The sequence below is a fragment of the Corynebacterium sp. BD556 genome, from assembly GCF_038452275.1.
GTDB classification, from domain to species: Bacteria; Actinomycetota; Actinomycetes; order Mycobacteriales; family Mycobacteriaceae; genus Corynebacterium; species Corynebacterium mayonis.
Genome location: NZ_CP141643.1, coordinates 1527249 through 1546756, shown reverse-complemented (window position 1 = coordinate 1546756; position 19508 = coordinate 1527249). Strand labels below are relative to the sequence as shown.

Sequence of the window (19508 nt, the reverse complement as noted above, 5' to 3'; positions counted from 1 at the left end):
GAAACTTCAAATAATGGCACCATTCTGTGAAATTGATCAAAAAATGCATCCACAACTAACGTGTCGCGATGACTTATGAAAAATACCTGCCTGGTAACTGTGCGCTGCGTGGAATTATTGAAGAATCAGCCGACCCGCCTATCAAAAAAATGACACTTTGCTTGCCAATCACTGGGTTCTAATTTAAGTTTGTTTACGGAAGTAATCAATCCAGTATGCAATTTTCCTGCTGAATGTAGGTTGTTGTGTGACTTGCGGGCGGATGTTTTTGATTCCGTAGGCAAATCTGAGGACTTGTGTACTTCGTTCTTGAAATATTCGTCTCTTAAATGAGGAGATCCTCGATGCATTCTCGAAAGAATGGAGTTCGGCGGGGTACGACAATCGCCGCAGCGGCGTTGTCGCTTGCTCTTGTGGCCCCTGCCGTGGCCACTGTCTCGCCGGTCAAGGCTGGGTTTGTTGGTGCTGCGCAAGCGCAGACATCGGCACAAAATACTATCGATGCTGATGCAATCGCTAGCGGTTACGTTGCTAGCGAAAGTCACATGCAGGTCAAGCAGCATGTGCTGTCCGGTCGCGCGTATGTTCTTGATTCCACCGACATGAACACGTCGAATACCACGTGGACTGATCCGGTTCCGGAAGGAACGACGGTCTACTTGCGGTGGATTGACTCGGATGGTGCTGTGTCTCCGCTGTATACGGCGAAGACTTCCAACGCTTTGTCGAGTGTTGCCACTAGCCAGGCTGGTCCTGGTGCGTACGCGTTTGATCTGCGGGCGCCGTGGACGGATAACTTCGGCAGGGAGCACATCTACGAGGCGAAGTCTGATCAGCATTTCCGTATCTGGGTTGATCCTTATGATGATCCTGTCAACGGTGTGCGTCTTGAGCCTTTCCGTCAGGCGCCGGGTTTCTTCCCTGGTTCTTATGCTGAGTCTAGGTCTTTGCTCGGTGCGACCAAGGGTGGTTCCGGTATTAAGAATATGCAGCGGACTGCTGTTTTCATGACGCCGGCTAATGTTTCTAGCTACATGCACAAGCCGGAATCGGAGTGGAAGTATGATACTGAGACTCGGAATTTGTCTAATGTTGCGGTGAACCTGAATGCGAAGGGGACGACTTCAGGTTTTGTGTGGTTGGATACCCGCGATATTCGCATTGATGGGCCTAGCAAGACCGGAAGGGATGCTGCAGCTCCGAACTACGAGGTTGTTCTTTCGTATCTGACGCCGCAGGGTATTGCGGAGTATGCGGCAAGGGTGGAATCCTTGCCCATTCCGAACCAGCAAGCGGCTGCTCGCGAACTGCTGACTGATCATCCAGAGTATATCGCTGAGACAGTTTCGACCGAGACTACTGGGGATGGCTACTACGCTGTTCGCTTCAATGAGGCAACCTTCACGAATGAGACCAAGAGCTACATGTTCGGTTTCGTGCGCGATCCTGAAGGAAGGATTGTCAAGACGTACTCGCCGTTTATTGAGCAGTTGTATGTCCGGCCGAACGATAAGTTGGGGGTTACGCCGCAGACTGTTCCGGCGGCAAACCTTGTTGCCAACCCGATGTGGTACAACCTGAACTTCGCTATCATTCCGTACGCGGATGTTGATTTGCGGATTACGAACTTCAATACCACTGATCGTCCGGCTCAACCTGGGCAGACCGCGCTTATTGATGTCACGGGTATTTTGCCGCCGTCTGCAGGTGAGGCTACTAACCGTATTGTGTGGACGAACTCTGCGGGTGCTGAGCTGAAGGTGTGTGAAAACATCACCACTCTCGCCCAGGCGAATGAATGCACCTTGACGATTCCGAATAATGCTCAGCCTGGTGAGATTATTCGCGCCACGTTGTACTACGGGGATGCCCCCTTGGCGGCGGATTCGCTTATCGTGGCGAATGAGCCGATGAACAAAACTTTCGACCCGAAGTATGATTTGACGCGCGTTGTTCCGGGTACGCCTGCAACCTCGGCGCCGAATTACGGCGAGGATGCTGTTGGCAATGACATCGTTCCGCCTGCGGGGACGAAGTACGCCATCAAGCAAGACTATGTCAAGCCGGCGGGTTATTCCGTTGAGATTGATGAGAACACCGGTGTGATCACGGTGATGGCTCCGGAGTCTTTGGATAAGGACACCATTGAGCAGTTCGATGTTCCGGTTGTGGTGACGTATCCGGATAATTCGGTGGATAACACTGATGCGCCGTTCCAGTTGGATACTGATGGTGATGATGACCCAGATGTCACGGATCCGGATGATGACAATGATGGTGTTCCGGATGGGGACGAGATTGATGCGGGTACGAACCCGAAGGATCCGGACCAGTCTGCGTACTACGACCCGACGTATGATTTGACGCTTGTTGTTCCGGGTAAGCCTGCAACCTCGGCGCCGAAGTTTAAGAACAAGGCCGGTAAAGATGTTGCAGCGCCTCAAGGTGCGAAGTACGCCATCAAGGAAGGCTATGTCAAGCCGGCGGGTTATTCCGTTGAGATTGATGAGAACACCGGTGTGATCACGGTGATGGCTCCGCAGTCTTTGGATAAGGACACCATTGAGCAGTTCGATGTTCCGGTTGTGGTGACGTATTCGGATAATTCGGTGGATAACACTGATGCGCCGTTCCAGTTGGATACTGATGGTGATGGTGACCCGGATGTCACGGATCCGGATGATGACAATGATGGTGTTCCGGATGGGGACGAGATTGATGCGGGTACGAACCCGAAGGATCCGGACCAGTCTGCGTACTACGATCCGACGTATGATTTGACGCTTGTTGTTCCGGGTAAGCCTGCAACCTCGGCGCCGAAGTTTAAGAACAAGGCCGGTAATGATGTTGCAGCGCCTGAAGGTGCGAAGTACGCCATCAAGCAAGGCTATGTCAAGCCGGCGGGTTATTCCGTTGAGATTGATGAGAACACCGGTGTGATCACGGTGATGGCTCCGCAGTCTTTGGATAAGGACACCATTGAGCAGTTCGATGTTCCGGTTGTGGTGACGTATTCGGATAATTCGGTGGATAACACTGATGCACCGTTCCAGTTGGATACTGATGGTGATGGTGACCCTGATGTCACGGATCCGGATGATGACAATGATGGTGTTCCGGATGGGGACGAGATTGATGCGGGTACGAACCCGAAGGATCCGGACCAGTCTGCGTACTACGATCCGACGTATGATTTGACGCTTGTTGTTCCGGGTAAGCCTGCAACCTCGGCGCCGAAGTTTAAGAACAAGGCCGGTAATGATGTTGCAGCGCCTGAAGGTGCGAAGTACGCCATCAAGGAAGGCTATGTCAAGCCGGCGGGTTATTCCGTTGAGATTGATGAGAACACCGGTGTGATCACGGTGATGGCTCCGGAGTCTTTGGATAAGGACACCATTGAGCAGTTCGATGTTCCGGTTGTGGTGACGTATTCGGATAATTCGGTGGATAACACTGATGCGCCGTTCCAGTTGGATACTGATGGTGATGGTGACCCGGATGTCACGGATCCGGATGATGACAATGATGGTGTTCCGGATGGGGACGAGATTGATGCGGGTACGAACCCGAAGGTTCCGGACCAGTCTGCGTACTACGATCCGACGTATGATTTGACGCTTGTTGTTCCGGGTAAGCCTGCAACCTCGGCGCCGAAGTTTAAGAACAAGGCCGGTAATGATGTTGCAGCGCCTGAAGGTGCGAAGTACGCCATCAAGGAAGGCTATGTCAAGCCGGCGGGTTATTCCGTTGAGATTGATGAGAACACCGGTGTGATCACGGTGATGGCTCCGCAGTCTTTGGATAAGGACACCATTGAGCAGTTCGATGTTCCGGTTGTGGTGACGTATTCGGATAATTCGGTGGATAACACTGATGCGCCGTTCCAGTTGGATACTGATGGTGATGGTGACCCGGATGTCACGGATCCGGATGATGACAATGATGGTGTTCCGGATGGGGACGAGATTGATGCGGGTACGAACCCGAAGGTTCCGGACCAGTCTGCGTACTACGATCCGACGTATGATTTGACGCTTGTTGTTCCGGGTAAGCCTGCAACCTCGGCGCCGAAGTTTAAGAACAAGGCCGGTAATGATGTTGCAGCGCCTGAAGGTGCGAAGTACGCCATCAAGGAAGGCTATGTCAAGCCGGCGGGTTATTCCGTTGAGATTGATGAGAACACCGGTGTGATCACGGTGATGGCTCCGCAGTCTTTGGATAAGGACACCATTGAGCAGTTCGATGTTCCGGTTGTGGTGACGTATTCGGATAATTCGGTGGATAACACTGATGCGCCGTTCCAGTTGGATACTGATGGTGATGGTGACCCGGATGTCACGGATCCGGATGATGACAATGATGGTGTTCCGGATGGGGACGAGATTGATGCGGGTACGAACCCGAAGGATCCGGACCAGTCTGCGTACTACGACCCGACGTATGATTTGACGCTTGTTGTTCCGGGTAAGCCTGCAACCTCGGCGCCGAAGTTTAAGAACAAGGCCGGTAATGATGTTGCAGCGCCTGAAGGTGCGAAGTACGCCATCAAGGAAGGCTATGTCAAGCCGGCGGGTTATTCCGTTGAGATTGATGAGAACACCGGTGTGATCACGGTGATGGCTCCGCAGTCTTTGGATAAGGACACCATTGAGCAGTTCGATGTTCCGGTTGTGGTGACGTATTCGGATAATTCGGTGGATAACACTGATGCGCCGTTCCAGTTGGATACTGATGGTGATGGTGACCCGGATGTCACGGATCCGGATGATGACAATGATGGTGTTCCGGATGGGGACGAGATTGATGCGGGTACGAACCCGAAGGATCCGGACCAGTCTGCGTACTACGACCCGACGTATGATTTGACGCTTGTTGTTCCGGGTACGCCTGCAACCTCGGCGCCGAAGTTTAAGAACAAGGCCGGTAATGATGTTGCAGCGCCTGAAGGTGCGAAGTACGCCATCAAGGAAGGCTATGTCAAGCCGGCGGGTTATTCCGTTGAGATTGATGAGAACACCGGTGTGATCACGGTGATGGCTCCGCAGTCTTTGGATAAGGACACCATTGAGCAGTTCGATGTTCCGGTTGTGGTGACGTATTCGGATAATTCGGTGGATAACACTGATGCGCCGTTCCAGTTGGATACTGATGGTGATGGTGACCCTGATGTCACGGATCCGGACGATGACAATGATGGCTACCCGGACGGCGAAGAAATCGATGCGGGTTCGAACCCGAAGGATCCGGATAGTGTTCCTGGCAAGCCGAATTGGGAGGACACTTCCACTACTCCGGATCGGCCGGTGACGCTTCCGAACGTGGGCGCTAAGGTTCCGGAAGGCTCGACTGTTGCGACCACTGGTCCGGGCAGTGCACGCCTAGAGGGAGATGGCAGCTTGGTTGTCACTCCGTCGGGGGCTGCTAAGCCGGGCGACAAGATTGTCATTGTGGTTAACAACAAGAACGGCAGGGAGCTCGACACGGTTACCGTGACGATCGTTGCACCTGCGCAGGCTCCGGATTGGAATGACACTTCCACTACTCCGGATCGGCCGGTGACGATTCCGAACGTGGGCGGTAAGGTTCCGGAAGGAACGACTACTGTGACCACTGGTCCGGGTACGGCTGTGCTTGACGGCAATGGCAGCTTGGTTGTCACTCCGTCTGAGGGTGCTAAGCCGGGCGACAAGATTGTCATTGTGGTTAGGGACAATGACGATAAGGTCATTGACACGGTTACCGTGACGATCGTTGAGCCTGCGCAGGCTCCGGATTGGAATGACACTTCCACTACTCCGGATCGGCCGGTGACGATTCCGAACGTGGGCGGTAAGGTTCCGGAAGGAACGACTGTTGTGGCCACTGGTCCGGGTACGGCTGTGCTTGACGGCAATGGCAGCTTGGTTGTCACTCCGTCGGGGGCTGCTAAGCCGGGCGACAAGATTGTCATTGTGGTTAGGGGCAATGACGATAAGATCATCGACACGGTTACGGTGACGATCGTTGCACCTGCGCAGGACCCGAATTGGAATGACACTTCCACTACTCCGGATCAGCCGGTGACGATTCCGAACGTGGGCGGTAAGGTTCCGGAAGGAACGACTGTTGTGACCACTGGTCCGGGTACGGCTGTGCTTGACGGCAATGGCAGCTTGGTTGTCACTCCGTCACAGGGTGCTAAGCCGGGCGACAAGATTGTCATTGTGGTTAGGGACAATGACGATAAGGTCATTGACACGGTTACCGTGACGATCGTTGACTCTTCGCAGAGACCAGATTGGAATGACACCTTTACTACTCCGGATCGGCCGGTGACGATTCCGAACGTGGGCGGTAAGGTTCCGGAAGGAACGACTACTGTGACCACTGGTCCGGGTACGGCTGTGCTTGACGGCAATGGCAGCTTGGTTGTCACTCCGTCACAGGACGCTCGGCCGGGCGACAAGATTGTCATTGTGGTCAGGGACAATGACGATAAGGTCATTGACACGGTTACCGTGACGATCGTTGAGCCGACTAAGGGCTCTAGCTTGGATGAGGATCAGCTTGGACGTTGTATCGCTACGAGCCTTGGTTTTGGTCTTCCGTTGCTGGGCTTGATTCCGCTTGCGATTGCTTCGGAGATGCAGATTCCGGGTCTGGCCCCGATCACGGATCAGATCAACTCGCAGCTTGCGGATTTCAACGCGATGATTCAGCAGCGTTTGGGTCTGTTTGATCCGGCTCTTGCTGCGCAGGCTGAGCAGATCGACATGGAGTTGCGTAAGTTTGGTCTGAACCTTTCGCAGGCGATTGGTAGCCTCGCGGCGATCAGTGCTGTGGTGCTTGTTGGCCTCGTTATCGCGGATGCGTGTACTCCGGGTGGTCTTGGTTCTTCGGATAATAATCAGCAGGCTGGATCGTCCTTGGATGTGATTGGTGGTTCTTCGCAGGAGGGGATTGATGAGATTTCCTCTGAGAACAACTTGGGGTCTGGTGAGGGTAATACCAACGGTGGTTCTTCTTCGTTGGGATCTTCCTAGGGACTGATTCCGGTTGGAATGAGGAGCCAGTGTTGAAAGGCAGTAGCTTTTCAACCTAAAGCGCTTAGACCTCGCCTTCGATAGGAAGGTGGGGTCTAAGCGTTTTTTGCGTGCTGAGCGCGGTTGTGGGGAATCGTTGTAACAGTGTTCGTGTGATGTGTTGGGGTTAGACGGGTTCAACTTGGGGCAAATTGGGTGGATTTTGTAGCCAGATGTGACACGACTAACGTTCTTCTGCCAAAAACGCAGCGTGTTCACAACTAGAATGTTGGCAGGTACATGCCCTTTATGCGGGCGCTCCCGAAAGGTGGAAATATGGCAGCTTCCCAGTCTGTGCTTCTAACTCTTGCAAATCGCAATTTTGCTGGGGTGGATGTTGATGAGTTGGCGCGGCGTTCGGATAAAGGCGTTGTGATACTTGAGGGCACTGCCCAGGATTTCGGTATTGCGCTTGACGCAGCAACTCTTGTTGTGGGAACGGGGGATCTTTCTTACGATGCTGACGTGGCGAGCGCTTTGGGTGTTGGCTTGCTTGTTTTGGCGGATTCCGAGCAGCGTGAGACTTATGTGGCGCGCAGGGCTGGTGAGTTGGGGGCGACGCTCGTAGGTGTTGTCACTGAAGATGGTCTTGAGGCTGCCGTGAGCACTACGACGGTAGCGCGACAGGTCATGTCCCCGGTGGTTTTTGAGTCGTGGTTGCTCAATCGTGCGCGGCAAGCTGATGCGCACATTGTGCTTCCAGAAGGCGAAGATGACCGCATTTTGTTAGCGGCGGGGGAGTTGCTTTCAGGAGGTGTGGTCAAGCTAAGTATTCTCGGAGATGCGGGAGAGATTTCTCGCCGTGCCGAGGAACTTGGAGTTGATGTTTCGCAGGCGCAGATTATCAACCATGTTGAGTCTGACCTTCTTGAGGAGTTCGCTGTAGATTTTGCTGAACTTCGCAAGGCGAAGGGAGTTTCGCTTGAGGATGCCCGCGAAGCCATGCGGGATATTTCCTATTTTTCAACCATGATGGTGCATAAAGGGTTGGCTGATGGGATGGTTTCTGGTGCTGCACATACCACTGCGCATACCATCAAACCTGCTTTTCAGATTATTAAGACTGTGCCTGGTGCGTCGGTAGTGTCCTCGATTTTCCTCATGGTTATGCGCGACCGTTTGTGGGCTTTCGGAGATTGTGCCGTCAACCCCAACCCGACGGCTCAGCAGCTTGGGGAGATCGCTGTTGTCTCCGCTCGGACCGCTTCCCAGTTCGGGATTGACCCGAAGGTGGCGATGCTGTCTTACTCCACCGGCACTTCGGGCTCCGGGCCTGATGTTGAGCGTTCGGTCGCCGCGGTGAAGGAAGCTCGTTTTCTCGACCCGGAACTTGTTGTCGATGGGCCACTGCAGTTTGATGCTGCCTGTGATGAAGGTGTTGGAAAGAAGAAAGCCCCTGATTCCCCGGTGGCCGGACACGCCAATGTGTTTATTTTTCCTGATCTTGAGGCGGGAAACGCTGGTTATAAGATTGCGCAGCGCACTGGTGATGCGCTGGCAGTCGGTCCGATTTTGCAAGGGTTGAATAAACCTGTCAACGACTTGTCTCGTGGTGCGACTGTCCGCGACATTATTAATACGGTGGCGATCACCGCGATCCAGGCTGGAGGTAAGTAAATGCACGCGCTGGTTATCAATTCGGGGTCTTCGTCAGTCAAGTTCCAGATTGTCGATCCATCTGCTGATGCTTCCCAACCCCCGCTGGTTTCCGGGCTCGTTGAGCAGATTGGGGAGCCTTCTGGACGCATTACCGTCAACCATCCGGACGGCAAGGAGGTGTCTCAGTTACCCATCCCGACGCACACTGTCGGGCTGCGCGAGGCGTTTCGAGTGATGGATAGTCGCGGTGTTGGCCCAACTCAGTTGGATTTGGCGGCTGTCGGTCATCGAGTTGTTCATGGCGGCATGGTGTTTTCCGAACCGGAGTTGATTGTCGATGCGGTCGTTGACAAGATCCGTGAGCTTATTCCGCTTGCACCGTTGCATAATCCCGCCAACATCGACGGTATTGATGTCGCGCGTGCATTGCTTCCCGACGTCCCGCATGTTGCTGTTTTCGATACTGGCTTCTTCCGCCACCTTCCGCCCGCTGCGGCTCTTTACGCCATCAATGCTGACGTTGCGGGCGCCAACAACATCCGTCGCTACGGCTTCCACGGCACATCCCATGAGTTTGTGTCCTCTCAGGTGCCCGGACTGATTGACCGTCACCCTGATCACACCCGCCAGATTGTGCTTCATTTGGGCAACGGAGCTTCTTGCTCCGCGGTGGCTAATGGTGTGCCCATCGACACCTCAATGGGGATGACGCCGCTGGCAGGTTTGGTGATGGGCACCCGTTCTGGAGACATTGACCCGGGCATCATTTTCCATCTCGCGCGCCATGCGGGGATGTCTATCGACGATATTGACAACCTGCTCAACCGCAGTTCAGGGGTCAAGGGTTTGGCCGGTGTCAATGATTTCCGCGAATTGCGCAAAATGATCGACAACGAAGACCCCAACGCTTGGTTGGCGTACAACGTCTACATCAATCAACTTCGACGCTACATCGGTTCTTACATGATTGCTCTTGGGCGCGTTGACGCCATTACCTTTACCGCTGGGGTTGGTGAAAACGACAAGTTCGTGCGTATGGACGCTTTGGATAACTTGGATATGTATGGCATTGAAATTGACCCGCAGCGCAACGAACAGCCCAACGACGGACCGCATATCATCTCGACTGATCAATCGCGCGTGAAGGTTCTCGTCGTTCCCACTAACGAAGAATTGGCGATAGCGCAGAAGGCCGCTCAGGTAGCGCAGAAGGTTTAGAGCTCGGGCGGAAAGTTTTGGATGCGTAAAGCCGGTGTCAGCGGGTTTTACGCGAGAAAGCGATCTTCGCTACGACGTGGTTGTCTTTCGCGTGTCGACCCTGTGGAAGTAAAGGCAGAGGGGCAAGGGGTCTGTGGCGTCGTTAAGCAAGCGGCGTGAGGTGGCGCTGGTTGTTGATCGGGGTGTGTTCATGCTGCGGGAAGTCTGTGTGGCTGCATGTAGTTAGAACCATGTTGGGGGTCGGACTTTGTTGGCCATGTCGACGAGAGCGTAGCGGTGATGTGCGTAGGGTGCGATGCGTGCCTGCTCGCGCAGGGTTATGGCGAGGCCAGTGCGCAGGCCGCGCTCGGTGAAGGGGAACTCAAAGAGGTAACGGTCGGAGGTGGCTTTGTCCACGCCCGCTTCGCGGAGGAAGGTCAGGGCGGCGCGCTGCACGTACACCTTGATTTGGAGGAAACGGGGCTCGTTGCTGGGGATTTCTTCGAGGCGTCGAGCGGCACGGCGAATCCGCGATTCGGTGAGTTCGGCGGAGACTAAGTCAAGGATTGTTGTGAGGCGTGCCATGCGATGGTGTCGGGAGGAGGGGGAGACGCGGTCGAGGGCGGCGACAGCTAGTTCCACCTCGTTTTCTGCCATGAGCAGGCGGGCCAGTCCGAAAGCGGCGGAGACGGTGGCGGGATTGGTCTGCCAGACGAGGGAATACAGGTGCAAGGCGTCGTAGCGTAGCAGGGCGGGGTCATCAGAGAGTATTTGCCACTCGGAGTTCATCAGGCCGCGTGCTTCCCAGTTTTCGAAAATTTCGGAGGGGAGGTCGGCGGGGTTGGTTCGGATGCCGGCGGTGGCGCGGGCGACGTCGTCTTTGAGCAGTTCGGTTGTTTCGGGTGTGGATTGTTGGGTGATGAGTTCGTTGATCGCGGCGAGCGCGAGTTTGGGAGCTGCTTCACCGGGCAGCATGTTGAGTACGCGTGTGAAATCTTCGCGGGCTTCGCGGTTGTCGCCGCGTAAGATGTTGATGACACCGAGGTACCAAGAGTAGCGCCAGTTGCGGTTGTGCTTGTCGCTTAGCGACGCCATCCAGTTTCTTGCTTGGTATGTCAGCCCGAGGTCGAGCATGGCGCGCACCACACCGAAGGGGATTTCCATGGATTCTTCGTATTGGGGGGTTCGGATGGCTTGTCGCAGGTTTTCCAGCATTTCTTGGGGTTCCTGGTAGGAGGAGCCTTGGAGCATGGCGGCGCCGATGTCGGAGCGGTCGACGAGGGGGGAGGGCAGTGCTGCGACGAGTTCTTGTGGGGTGATCTCGACGGTGCGGGAGATGCCGTCGATTAGCTGGTCGGTGCGAAAGACTAGGTGTTTTGTGCCGAAAGTTGTGCGGTGCGGCGAAAATAGTGAGTGCTGGGCGGGGTAGGTGACGCCGTCGCGGATGGCGAGACATTCGCGCAGCACGCCCAGCATTTGGGTTTCCAGCTCCGCGACGTTAGCGAAGCGTTGTTGGGGGTCGGGGTGGCAGCAGCGCCGGATGAGGCGGTAGAGCGACAGGTAGCGCCGGAAGGTGGTTTCGACGGTGGGGGAGGGAATGTCGGGGTTGTAGATGCCGTCGGTGCGTGGCAGGTCGACGACGAGGGCGGCGAGGGTGCGTCCGACGGTGTAAATGTCGCTGCTTATCGAAGGCCCTTCAGACGCTACCTCTGGTGCTTGGAATCCTTTGGTGCCGTAGATGTAGCCGAAAGCGCCGATGCCGGAGGCCGCTCCCAGGTCGATCAGTTTCACCTGGTCTTCGGTGACGATGATGTTGTCGGGTTTGAGGTCGTTGTAGACCACCCCGCGTGAGTGCAGGTAGTCGAGGGCGGGCAGTATTTCGAGGATGTAGGCCATTGCGATGTCGACGGGCAGCAGGTGGTTGGCTTCTTCGTTGCGGCGCTCGCGCAGTGAGGGCCCGCCGACGTATTCCATGACGATGAAGCCGCCGGTGACGCGAGGGTCGTCGACAAAGTTGAAGATTTTGACGATTCCGGGGTGTGTGATGTCGGCGAGGAATTCGCGTTCGGCGGCCGCCGCGGCAGCTTCGTCATCGCTTTTCGACGCCTGCAAGCCTTTCAAAACCACAACCCTTCCTGCTACGTGGTGGTCGTGCGCAAGGTAGATCCAGCCCATGCCGCCATGCGCGATGACGCCCAGGATTTCGTACTGGCTGGCGACGATGTCACCGGGGTGTAGCTGTGGCAGTGGGATGCCTTTTTGGGCGTGGGGAATTTCCGGGTCTTTGAGCGCTTCTCGCGGATCCGTCTGCGGCACCCAGGGAAGCTCCACCATGCCGTCAGCGACTATGCGGGCGTTGCGTTTCGCCCCGCGGCGCTCCCGGAAGGTGTCTAAGGCGCGGCGCCGCGAGAGTTGCGATGAGTTTTCACCTGCGCGTCCTTCGCGCAGGTTGTCGAGGTCTTTGAGCAACCCAGCCATCTCACCAAGCCCGGCGTATTTATTGCCGCCGGTGGTGTCGGTGTCCTCGTTGTCCTCGGCGAAGGGGTCGAACTTCACGGCCTCGGTGACGGGGTCGTCGGTGTCCTCATTGTCCTCGGCGAAGGGGTCGAACTTCACGGCCTCGGTGGGTTGGTGCTCGTGGCGACTCATTGGTTACCTCCTCGTGCCTTTTCTCCATCTGCTGTTGCGGCTTCCTCGGGTTCGGGTTCTTGGCGGTAGCGTCCCGGGGGCAGGCTGGGGCTGGAGAGGGCGTCGCGTAGCCAGGTGTTTTGCATTCTGGACCATGTGCCGTCGCGGCGGATGCGTTCGATGGTGGAGTTGACTTGGCGCACAAGGGCATCGTTGCCCTTAGCTACACCCACGGCATAACTTTGCGTCCCGTACGTTTCGTTGAGTACCCGGGAGTGCGGGTCTTGGGCGTAAATACCGGCGAGGATGGCGTCGTCGGCAAGCACTGCGTCCGCCTGGTATTGCTGCGTGGCCATGAGGCAGTCCGCCCAGGAGCGGGTGCGCAAAATCTTGCTTTCGGGGGCGACTTTGCGTGCCAGGTCGAGCAGGTTAGAGCCATCAACAATGCACACCGTTTTGCCCGAAACTTCGTCGAGCGAGGCAATCTGCCTGTTCATTGGGGTAAACAGACGCACTGAGCTAGTCAAATAGGGGGTGGAAAAATCCGCGCGCTCCGCCCGGTCCGGGGTGATCGACATGGTGCGCACAATGATGTCCACCCCGCCGTTTTCAAGGGCGTCGAGGCGCCGACTGGAGTCAACGAAACGGAAATCAACCTTGCTGGGGTCGCCGAATATGTCGCGGGCGATCTCATGTGCCAGGTCAATCTCGAAGCCGCGCAAGTCACCGACCGTCGTGTCGCGGTAGGACAGCAGGTATTGGGACTGGTCCACGCCCACGATGATGCGTCCTCGTGCCACGATCTCCGGGATGCGTTCTTCCGGGGTGGCGTCGTCAGGCGCGAGCGAGCCGGGCCAATCTTCGTCGTCTGTGAACTCCTGGCTGGGGATGATGCCAGCCGGGTTAAGCTCCGCGCCGGGCGGCAGCGGTAAACCGGCGTAGGCGAGTGGGGGATCAGCCGGGGCCACCGGCGCAAAGTCCGTGTTCGAACACCCCGCTAACCCTGCCGCAGCGACAACAGTGGCGAGACACACAGCACGACGAGCAGTTTTCATAGGTACTCCCCCAAACGGCGACGGATGCCCAACCAGATCGAAACGATGGACAAAAGTGTAAGCACCAACACCACGCCGGAGACGGCGCGAGTGGCGTCGAGGGAAGCGTGGATGTAGTCGCGCATGTCTGCGCGGGACTGCTTAATCAACTCTGCGAGCACCGAATCAAGTTGCGCATAGGCTAAGGCGGAGGAGTATTCCTCCGTGTTGCGCGAAGTGTCGGTGATGAGCCCCGCTGCGTGCTCGAAGCGGCCCTCCATGAGGGTAACGGTGAGGTCTTCGTGGGCGGCCGACCACTTCGACAAAGCGTCGCGTCCCGACTTGATCAGGTAGGGGTCTGTAGTCGGCTCGGCTGTGTTGAGCGCGTACTGAACCTTGGCGTAGGTGGTTTCGAAGGAGGTGGTGGATTCGTCGACTGTTTGGCGGCGCAACAGCGCGAAGATCTCGTCGGTGCGGGATTCCTGGGCGCTGATACGCGCAGTGGCCAGCTCCTGCCATGGTTTCGAGGCCCTTTCAAAGCCCACCACGCCCGAGTGCCAAGAGGCGTAATTAGACACACCGACCCAACCGGTGGCCACCATCATCATCACGGTGGCCGCGACGAGACCCTTGTTGAGGCGACGGCGAAAAACCTTCCACAGCCAAAACTGTGCCGCCGTAAGAAAGCCGAGGGCTGCGAGCAAGCCCGACAGCGGAACCCACTGGGGTGAAGAAAGCCGCGCCATTTGCTCGCTGACTTGCTGGCGGGAAAGGGCGAAAAGTTCGGCGGCGTCTTGCAGCATGCGTGTGCGCATGATGTGCGAAGCTTCCGACATGTATGCCACGCCCACCGGATTGCCCATGCGTTGATTCGCTTTTGCCCGCTCCATCATGCCTGCATATATAGGTACGTCGCGTTGCACGCTGGCCACTAAAGAGCGCACCGCTTCGCGGTTGTCGCCGGTGTCCACCGTTGCCTCGAGGATCTCTAGGGCCGCGACCACCCCGCGATCCAGCGAAGCCAAATACAGGTGCATGTCATCCTGCGAAACTGTGCCGGGTGAGATGAAGCTGGTGGTTGACACCGTATCTGCTTGCGACAAAGAGGTGTAAAGCAGGTGTGCCGAGTTGCTCATCGGTTCCGTCGACGTCAACAACGTATTGAGGGAGTCTTGGCGCTTCGCCATGGATTGGCTCATTGCCCACCCTGCCGCGAACAGCGCCAGCGTGAGCACCAACATCATTGCGATCAATTTGCCTGGGGTAGTGGCCGCAAAGTCAATCAGGCGGCGCACCCAGCGCAGCGGGCCCGTGAACGTATCCGCAATGAAAGAGCGCACTCCACGGTTTTCTGGGCGGTCCTCCATTTCGTCGAGCCAGGTGTCTGCAGAGCCCTCGGGTGCGGTGGTGTTGCCGGTTCGCGGGCGCGTTCGGCCCACGTACAGCTCCTCAGCTTCACGCACAGCCTCACGCATAAGGTTAAAGAATATCGGTTTGTGCGGTGGCGGAGGCAGATTTGCCTATTGTGGGGGATATGGAAGGCGACGGTAACGGCTGGGTGACAACGCAGGACGGAAGTAAATTGTGGGGCCGCTTCGGTGCAGCGGGTCTGTTTTTGCAGGCGGGGGGCCGTGTGTTGATGCAGCATCGCGCGGAGTGGACGGCTCAGGGCGGGACGTGGGGAATCCCCGGTGGCGCCCGCGATTCCCACGAAACCTCAGCCGAGGCCGCGGTGCGCGAGGCGGTGGAGGAGTGCGCTCTTGACCCCGAGCTTGTGCGTGTTGACGGCGAGTTGGTCACTATGGGCCCGCTCGCCAACGGCTGGTCTTACACCACCGTTTTGGCGAAGACTACTACTGGCGCGCCGATCGGCACTGACCCGAACGCGGAAAGTGTGGAGTTGCGTTGGGTTGCCATTGAGAAGCTACGTGAGCTTGACCTCCATCCGGGGTTCGACGCTTCCCTTGATCTCATTTTGAGGCATACTAAGGCGCATGATTGAAGCGCACGACCTGACAAAGGTCTATGGTGAGGTCCGGGCAGTCGACGGCCTTTCCTTCTCCGTCAAACCAGGGGTTGTTACTGGGTTCCTCGGACCGAACGGCTCCGGCAAATCCACAACGATGCGTATGATGGTGGGCCTTGACACGCCCACTAAGGGATATTCGCTTATCGACGCCACCCCCTACCGGGCACTCAAAGAACCAGCCCGTAAAGTAGGCGCTCTTCTTGACGCCCGCAGTGCCCACCCCAACCGCAGCGCCCGCAACCACCTCCTGTGGCAAGCCCACGCCGCGGGTCTGCCGACTTCCCGCGTCGACGAGGTCCTTGACCTGGTTGGTTTGACAAATGTCGCGGCAAAAAAGGTTGGTGGTTTCTCCCTCGGTATGGGCCAACGTCTGGGTATTGCCTCAGCGATGCTCGGCGACCCAGAAATTCTCATCCTTGACGAACCCGTAAACGGTCTTGACCCCGAGGGCATCCGTTGGGTCCGTTCACTTTTGAAATCGCTCGCAGCCGAGGGACGCACGATTTTGCTGTCGTCCCATTTGCTTGCTGAGATGGCGCAAACCGCCGATCACCTCATCGTCATCGGCCGGGGCAAGCTCGTCGCAGACACAACTGTCGAGGCTTTCATTAACGATAACTCCTCCGTCACGACCTTGGTCCGGACAACTAACCCGGATGCGCTCGAAAACGCGCTTGCCGCGGCGAACATCGCCTACACCCGCACGACCGACTCGGCGGGGCGCCCCCAGTGGAGTATTGAAGGCCACACCAGCGAAGAAATCGGCGAATTGGCCTTCAACAACCACCTTCCCCTTTCTGAACTTTCCGAGCGCCGCGCCACACTTGAAGACGCCTACATGCACTCCACCGAGGGCCACGCCCAGTACACCTCGAAAGAGACTCCAGATGCTTAACCTCCTCCACTCCGAATTCACCAAATTGCGCACCACCCCCGCAGCCTGGTGGACCCTAAGCCTCATCTTGCTCATTCCCGCCCTGGCGGCCTTCGCCCTCGCCGGTATGAGCCGCACCGGCGTTCCCTATATCCCTTTGTCTGTTGTAGGCGTCGGGATTATACCCGTCCTGCTTCTCGTCATTATCCAATCCGCCATGGTCGTCACCACCGAATACAGGTTTAACTTGCCGGCCACCAACTACAGGCTCAACCCGAGGAGGTGGCAAGTTGGCGTCGTCAAGCTTTTGCTTTCAGCGACGACGGCTGCGGCCGGGACTTTCGTCGCTTTCGTCATTGCTTTCTTCCTCGGCGACCTCATAGCTGCCGTGCCCGCCAACTGGACCCACAACCCCGCGGTCCAACGCGCCCTGTGGGCCTTGCCCCTAGCCATGGCCCTCACGAGCGTGCTCAGCCAAGGAATCGGTTGGTGTCTCCGCAACACCGCCGGCACAATCACCCTCGTCATGGTGCTGCAAGTCATCGTTGAAAGTATCGCGCCGGTGATCCCGCGCTACGGCCAAGAAATCGCACAGTATCTGCCTTTTAGCAACCTCTACGCTTTCATGCTTAACCAACCACGCTCCGAAATTGGCACGTGGGGCGCCCTAGGTGTCTTTGCCGTGTGGGCAGTCGCGCTGTGGCTTATCGGGCTAGTTTCGCTGGAAAGAAGGGACGCCTAGGTTTTTTCTGGCCCCTCCCGCCCGCAAGACGCGCCAGGCACACGCGCGAACCGGGCTTTGTTTGCCCCAAAAAAGCTTGCCCTTTCTACTGCAACGCGGAGGTCAGTTTCATGACGTTGTCGATGTAGCGCCGGTACCAGGGTCGCTTCAGCCAGGTTTCGCGGGTGAGGCGTTTGGAAACGGCGAGGTATGTGTTGGTCAGGGTGGTGAGTTGGCCGAGGAGGGGGCCGTCAGCGATGAAAAGGGAGCTTTCGTAGTTGAGGGTAAAGGAGCGCATGTCCATGTTGGAGGAACCAAAGACTCCGACGCTGCGGTCGTCGTGGGGGTCGGCAAGAGCGAATTTGGTGTGGAGAACATAGGGGGCGGGAAATTCCCAGATGTGGACTCCGGCGTCGAGAAGCTCCTCGTAGTAAGAAGACTGGGCGTGGTGGACCATGAATTGGTCGGCTTTCTCGCTGACGAGGAGGTCGACGTGGACACCTCGGTAACAGGCGGTGAGGATCGCTTCGAGCAGTGTCGCGTCGGGGACGAAGTAGGGGGAGCACAACACGAGCCGGTCGCGGGCGTGGTTGACGAGCGTGTTGAACATGCGCAGGTTCGGTTCTGCTTGGTAGCCGGGGCCGGAGGGGACGAGTTGGACGATGTTGTCCCCCGTTTCCGCGCTGGGTGGCTCTAGGTCAATCCTTTCATCAGATTCGGTGTACCAGTCAACGGCAAACATGGATTCCAATGAGGTGACGATGGGCCCTTCGATTTCGACGAAGGCGTCAACCCAGCGCCGTCCGGCACGGCGGTGTTTGCGCAAAAGGTAAGTACGGTCGATGAGGTTGAAGCTGCCGAGCATGCCGATATGCCCGTCAACGATGATAATTTTGCGGTGGTTGCGGAGGTCGGGGCGGCGCCAACGCCCGCGCAGGGGGTCGAGGGGGAGCATGCGGTGGCAGTCGACGCCTATGTCGAGCAAATGGCGGCGCATTTTGCGGTATCCGGGGTATTTCATGGAGCCGATGTGGTCGAAAAGCAAACGCACGTGGACTCCCCGGGCGGTGGCGCGCTCGATGGCGTCGAAGACGCGTTGGGTGGTGCGATCGCGGGCCACGGCGTAGATCTCGATGTCGACGAAACTTTGGGCGCTGTCGATCAGCTCGGCGATGCGCATCATGGTCAGGTCGTAGTCTGTCCACAGGTGGCGCACTGTTGCGGGCACCGCGGGAAAGCCGGTGAGAGCGCGGTTGAGGTGGACGAGTTCTTCGACGTCTCGGCTCAGACGGGATCCTTCGAGCAGATCAGCGATGCCTGCGTGGACGTTGACCAGTTCGGATTTGGCGGCTGTTTGGATGCGGTGGCGGCGTCGGGAAACAAAATTGGACCCCATCATGAGGTATAGGGGCAGGCCGACGACGGGCAGCAGGAGGATGAGGAGGAGCCAGGCGTTGGCGCTGGAGGGGCGCCGGTCGGAGGGCACCACGCCGATCATGGCGAATTTGATTCCGTAGTCCAGCAGCATTAGCGCAAGCTGCCACCACGACAGGTCGAGAGTGAGATTCATCGGACGTTGTCAAGCGCGAGCTCTAGTGCGTCGAATTCGGCGATAACGGGAGCGTGGTCGCTGGCGCCTTTGCCGTGGCGTTCGTCGGTGTCGACCCACGCTTTTGCTAATCGACGCCCCATCGCCTCCGACACCAGTTGAAAATCGATGAGCATGCCTTCATTTCTTTGAAAGCGCATTGATTTGTAGTCCCAAAATGAGTAGCGCTCTTCGTGGGTGACTTGGGTAAGGCCGGACTCGATAAGCATGTGGAAGGCTGCGCGTTCCGGTTCGGTGACGTGGGTTTTGCCTTCGAACCAGGAGATGTCCCACACGTCCTCGTCGCGGGGTGCGATGTTGTAGTCGCCGCAGTAGACAGCGGCAGTGGCGGGGTCGATGGAGTCGCGCAAAGAATAAAGAAACTGCAGTTTGTAGTTGTAGTGGGGGTCCCCGATGGCGCGTCCGTTGGGGACGTACAAGCTCCATACCTCGACCCCGCCGCAGTTGGCTCCAACGGCGCGGGCCTCTACCGCGGGAGCGCCTTCTTTGGCAAAGCCGGGCTGGCGCGCAAAGGAGTCCCTCACGTTATCGAGCCCGACCCGCGAGGCGATGGCGACGCCGTTCCACTGGCTGTAGCCCACGTGCGCTACTTCGTAGCCTGCGGACAGGAAGGTGGAGTAAGGGAATTTTTCGTCGGTGGTTTTGGTTTCCTGCATGGCCAAAACATCGATGTCGCGGCGTTCCAAAAAGGCGGCGATGCGCTCGGCGCGGGTCCGAACGGAGTTGACGTTCCACGTGGCAATGCGCATGCCCTCT

The 19508-nt window shown here is 57.2% G+C and carries 11 protein-coding genes; 6 read left to right on the top strand and 5 right to left on the bottom strand.

Annotated elements, in window-relative coordinates; translation table 11 throughout:
* Positions 1 to 344 precede the first annotated feature (344 nt).
* From VLL26_RS07290 to VLL26_RS07280, 3 genes are all read left to right on the top strand, one after another.
* On the top strand, positions 345 to 7022 hold the full coding sequence (locus tag VLL26_RS07290; RefSeq protein ID WP_342318458.1) for a YPDG domain-containing protein: 6678 nt from the start codon (positions 345 to 347) through the stop codon (positions 7020 to 7022).
* A 315-nt stretch (positions 7023 to 7337) separates the two neighbouring features.
* Positions 7338 to 8678, top strand: a complete 1341-nt coding sequence (gene pta / locus VLL26_RS07285; RefSeq protein WP_342318457.1) for a phosphate acetyltransferase — start codon at positions 7338 to 7340, stop codon at positions 8676 to 8678.
* Positions 8679 to 9878, top strand: coding sequence for an acetate kinase (locus VLL26_RS07280; protein WP_342318456.1), 1200 nt, complete (start codon positions 8679 to 8681; stop codon positions 9876 to 9878). It begins immediately after the preceding gene.
* A 222-nt stretch (positions 9879 to 10100) separates the two neighbouring features.
* Here VLL26_RS07280 and VLL26_RS07275 read toward each other — a convergent pair whose 3' ends face one another.
* The 3 genes from VLL26_RS07275 to VLL26_RS07265 are packed head-to-tail and all read right to left on the bottom strand — an operon-like array spanning position 10101 to position 14994.
* Positions 10101 to 12506 (bottom strand): serine/threonine protein kinase, encoded by a 2406-nt coding sequence (locus tag VLL26_RS07275; protein WP_342318455.1) that lies wholly within the window; start codon positions 12504 to 12506, stop codon positions 10101 to 10103.
* Entirely contained in the window at positions 12503 to 13540 is a 1038-nt protein-coding gene (locus tag VLL26_RS07270) for a glutamate ABC transporter substrate-binding protein (protein WP_342318454.1), read from the bottom strand. Before VLL26_RS07270 ends, VLL26_RS07275 begins: the two co-directional genes overlap by 4 nt.
* The gene (locus tag VLL26_RS07265; RefSeq protein ID WP_342318453.1) at positions 13537 to 14994 is read right to left on the bottom strand and encodes a hypothetical protein; all 1458 of its coding nucleotides are present in this window, start codon (positions 14992 to 14994) and stop codon (positions 13537 to 13539) included. The genes VLL26_RS07270 and VLL26_RS07265 overlap by 4 nt, the downstream gene beginning before the upstream one ends.
* Positions 14995 to 15053: 59 nt before the next feature.
* Here VLL26_RS07265 and VLL26_RS07260 point away from each other — a divergent pair, with 59 nt between their 5' ends.
* The 3 genes from VLL26_RS07260 to VLL26_RS07250 are packed head-to-tail and all read left to right on the top strand — an operon-like array spanning position 15054 to position 17164.
* Positions 15054 to 15521 (top strand): NUDIX hydrolase, encoded by a 468-nt coding sequence (locus VLL26_RS07260; protein ID WP_342318452.1) that lies wholly within the window; start codon positions 15054 to 15056, stop codon positions 15519 to 15521.
* Positions 15514 to 16443, top strand: a complete 930-nt coding sequence (locus tag VLL26_RS07255) for an ABC transporter ATP-binding protein (protein WP_342318451.1) — start codon at positions 15514 to 15516, stop codon at positions 16441 to 16443. The genes VLL26_RS07260 and VLL26_RS07255 overlap by 8 nt, the downstream gene beginning before the upstream one ends.
* Entirely contained in the window at positions 16436 to 17164 is a 729-nt protein-coding gene (locus tag VLL26_RS07250; protein ID WP_342318450.1) for an ABC transporter permease, read from the top strand. The genes VLL26_RS07255 and VLL26_RS07250 overlap by 8 nt, the downstream gene beginning before the upstream one ends.
* Before the next feature lie 85 nt (positions 17165 to 17249).
* Here the strand turns inward: VLL26_RS07250 and cls are convergent, their stop codons facing one another.
* Positions 17250 to 18713, bottom strand: coding sequence for a cardiolipin synthase (gene cls / locus VLL26_RS07245; protein WP_342318449.1), 1464 nt, complete (start codon positions 18711 to 18713; stop codon positions 17250 to 17252).
* On the bottom strand, positions 18710 to 19501 hold the full coding sequence (locus VLL26_RS07240) for an exodeoxyribonuclease III (RefSeq protein WP_342318448.1): 792 nt from the start codon (positions 19499 to 19501) through the stop codon (positions 18710 to 18712). The genes cls and VLL26_RS07240 overlap by 4 nt, the downstream gene beginning before the upstream one ends.
* Positions 19502 to 19508 lie beyond the last annotated feature (7 nt).

Coding starts and splice junctions, on each gene's coding strand:
- VLL26_RS07290 (WP_342318458.1), top strand. CDS start 345: ATGCATTCTCGAAAGAATGGAGTTCGGCGGGGTACGACAATCGCCGCA.
- pta (WP_342318457.1), top strand. CDS start 7,338: ATGGCAGCTTCCCAGTCTGTGCTTCTAACTCTTGCAAATCGCAATTTT.
- VLL26_RS07280 (WP_342318456.1), top strand. CDS start 8,679: ATGCACGCGCTGGTTATCAATTCGGGGTCTTCGTCAGTCAAGTTCCAG.
- VLL26_RS07275 (WP_342318455.1), bottom strand. CDS start 12,506: ATGAGTCGCCACGAGCACCAACCCACCGAGGCCGTGAAGTTCGACCCC.
- VLL26_RS07270 (WP_342318454.1), bottom strand. CDS start 13,540: ATGAAAACTGCTCGTCGTGCTGTGTGTCTCGCCACTGTTGTCGCTGCG.
- VLL26_RS07265 (WP_342318453.1), bottom strand. CDS start 14,994: ATGCGTGAGGCTGTGCGTGAAGCTGAGGAGCTGTACGTGGGCCGAACG.
- VLL26_RS07260 (WP_342318452.1), top strand. CDS start 15,054: ATGGAAGGCGACGGTAACGGCTGGGTGACAACGCAGGACGGAAGTAAA.
- VLL26_RS07255 (WP_342318451.1), top strand. CDS start 15,514: ATGATTGAAGCGCACGACCTGACAAAGGTCTATGGTGAGGTCCGGGCA.
- VLL26_RS07250 (WP_342318450.1), top strand. CDS start 16,436: ATGCTTAACCTCCTCCACTCCGAATTCACCAAATTGCGCACCACCCCC.
- cls (WP_342318449.1), bottom strand. CDS start 18,713: ATGAATCTCACTCTCGACCTGTCGTGGTGGCAGCTTGCGCTAATGCTG.
- VLL26_RS07240 (WP_342318448.1), bottom strand. CDS start 19,501: ATGCGCATTGCCACGTGGAACGTCAACTCCGTTCGGACCCGCGCCGAG.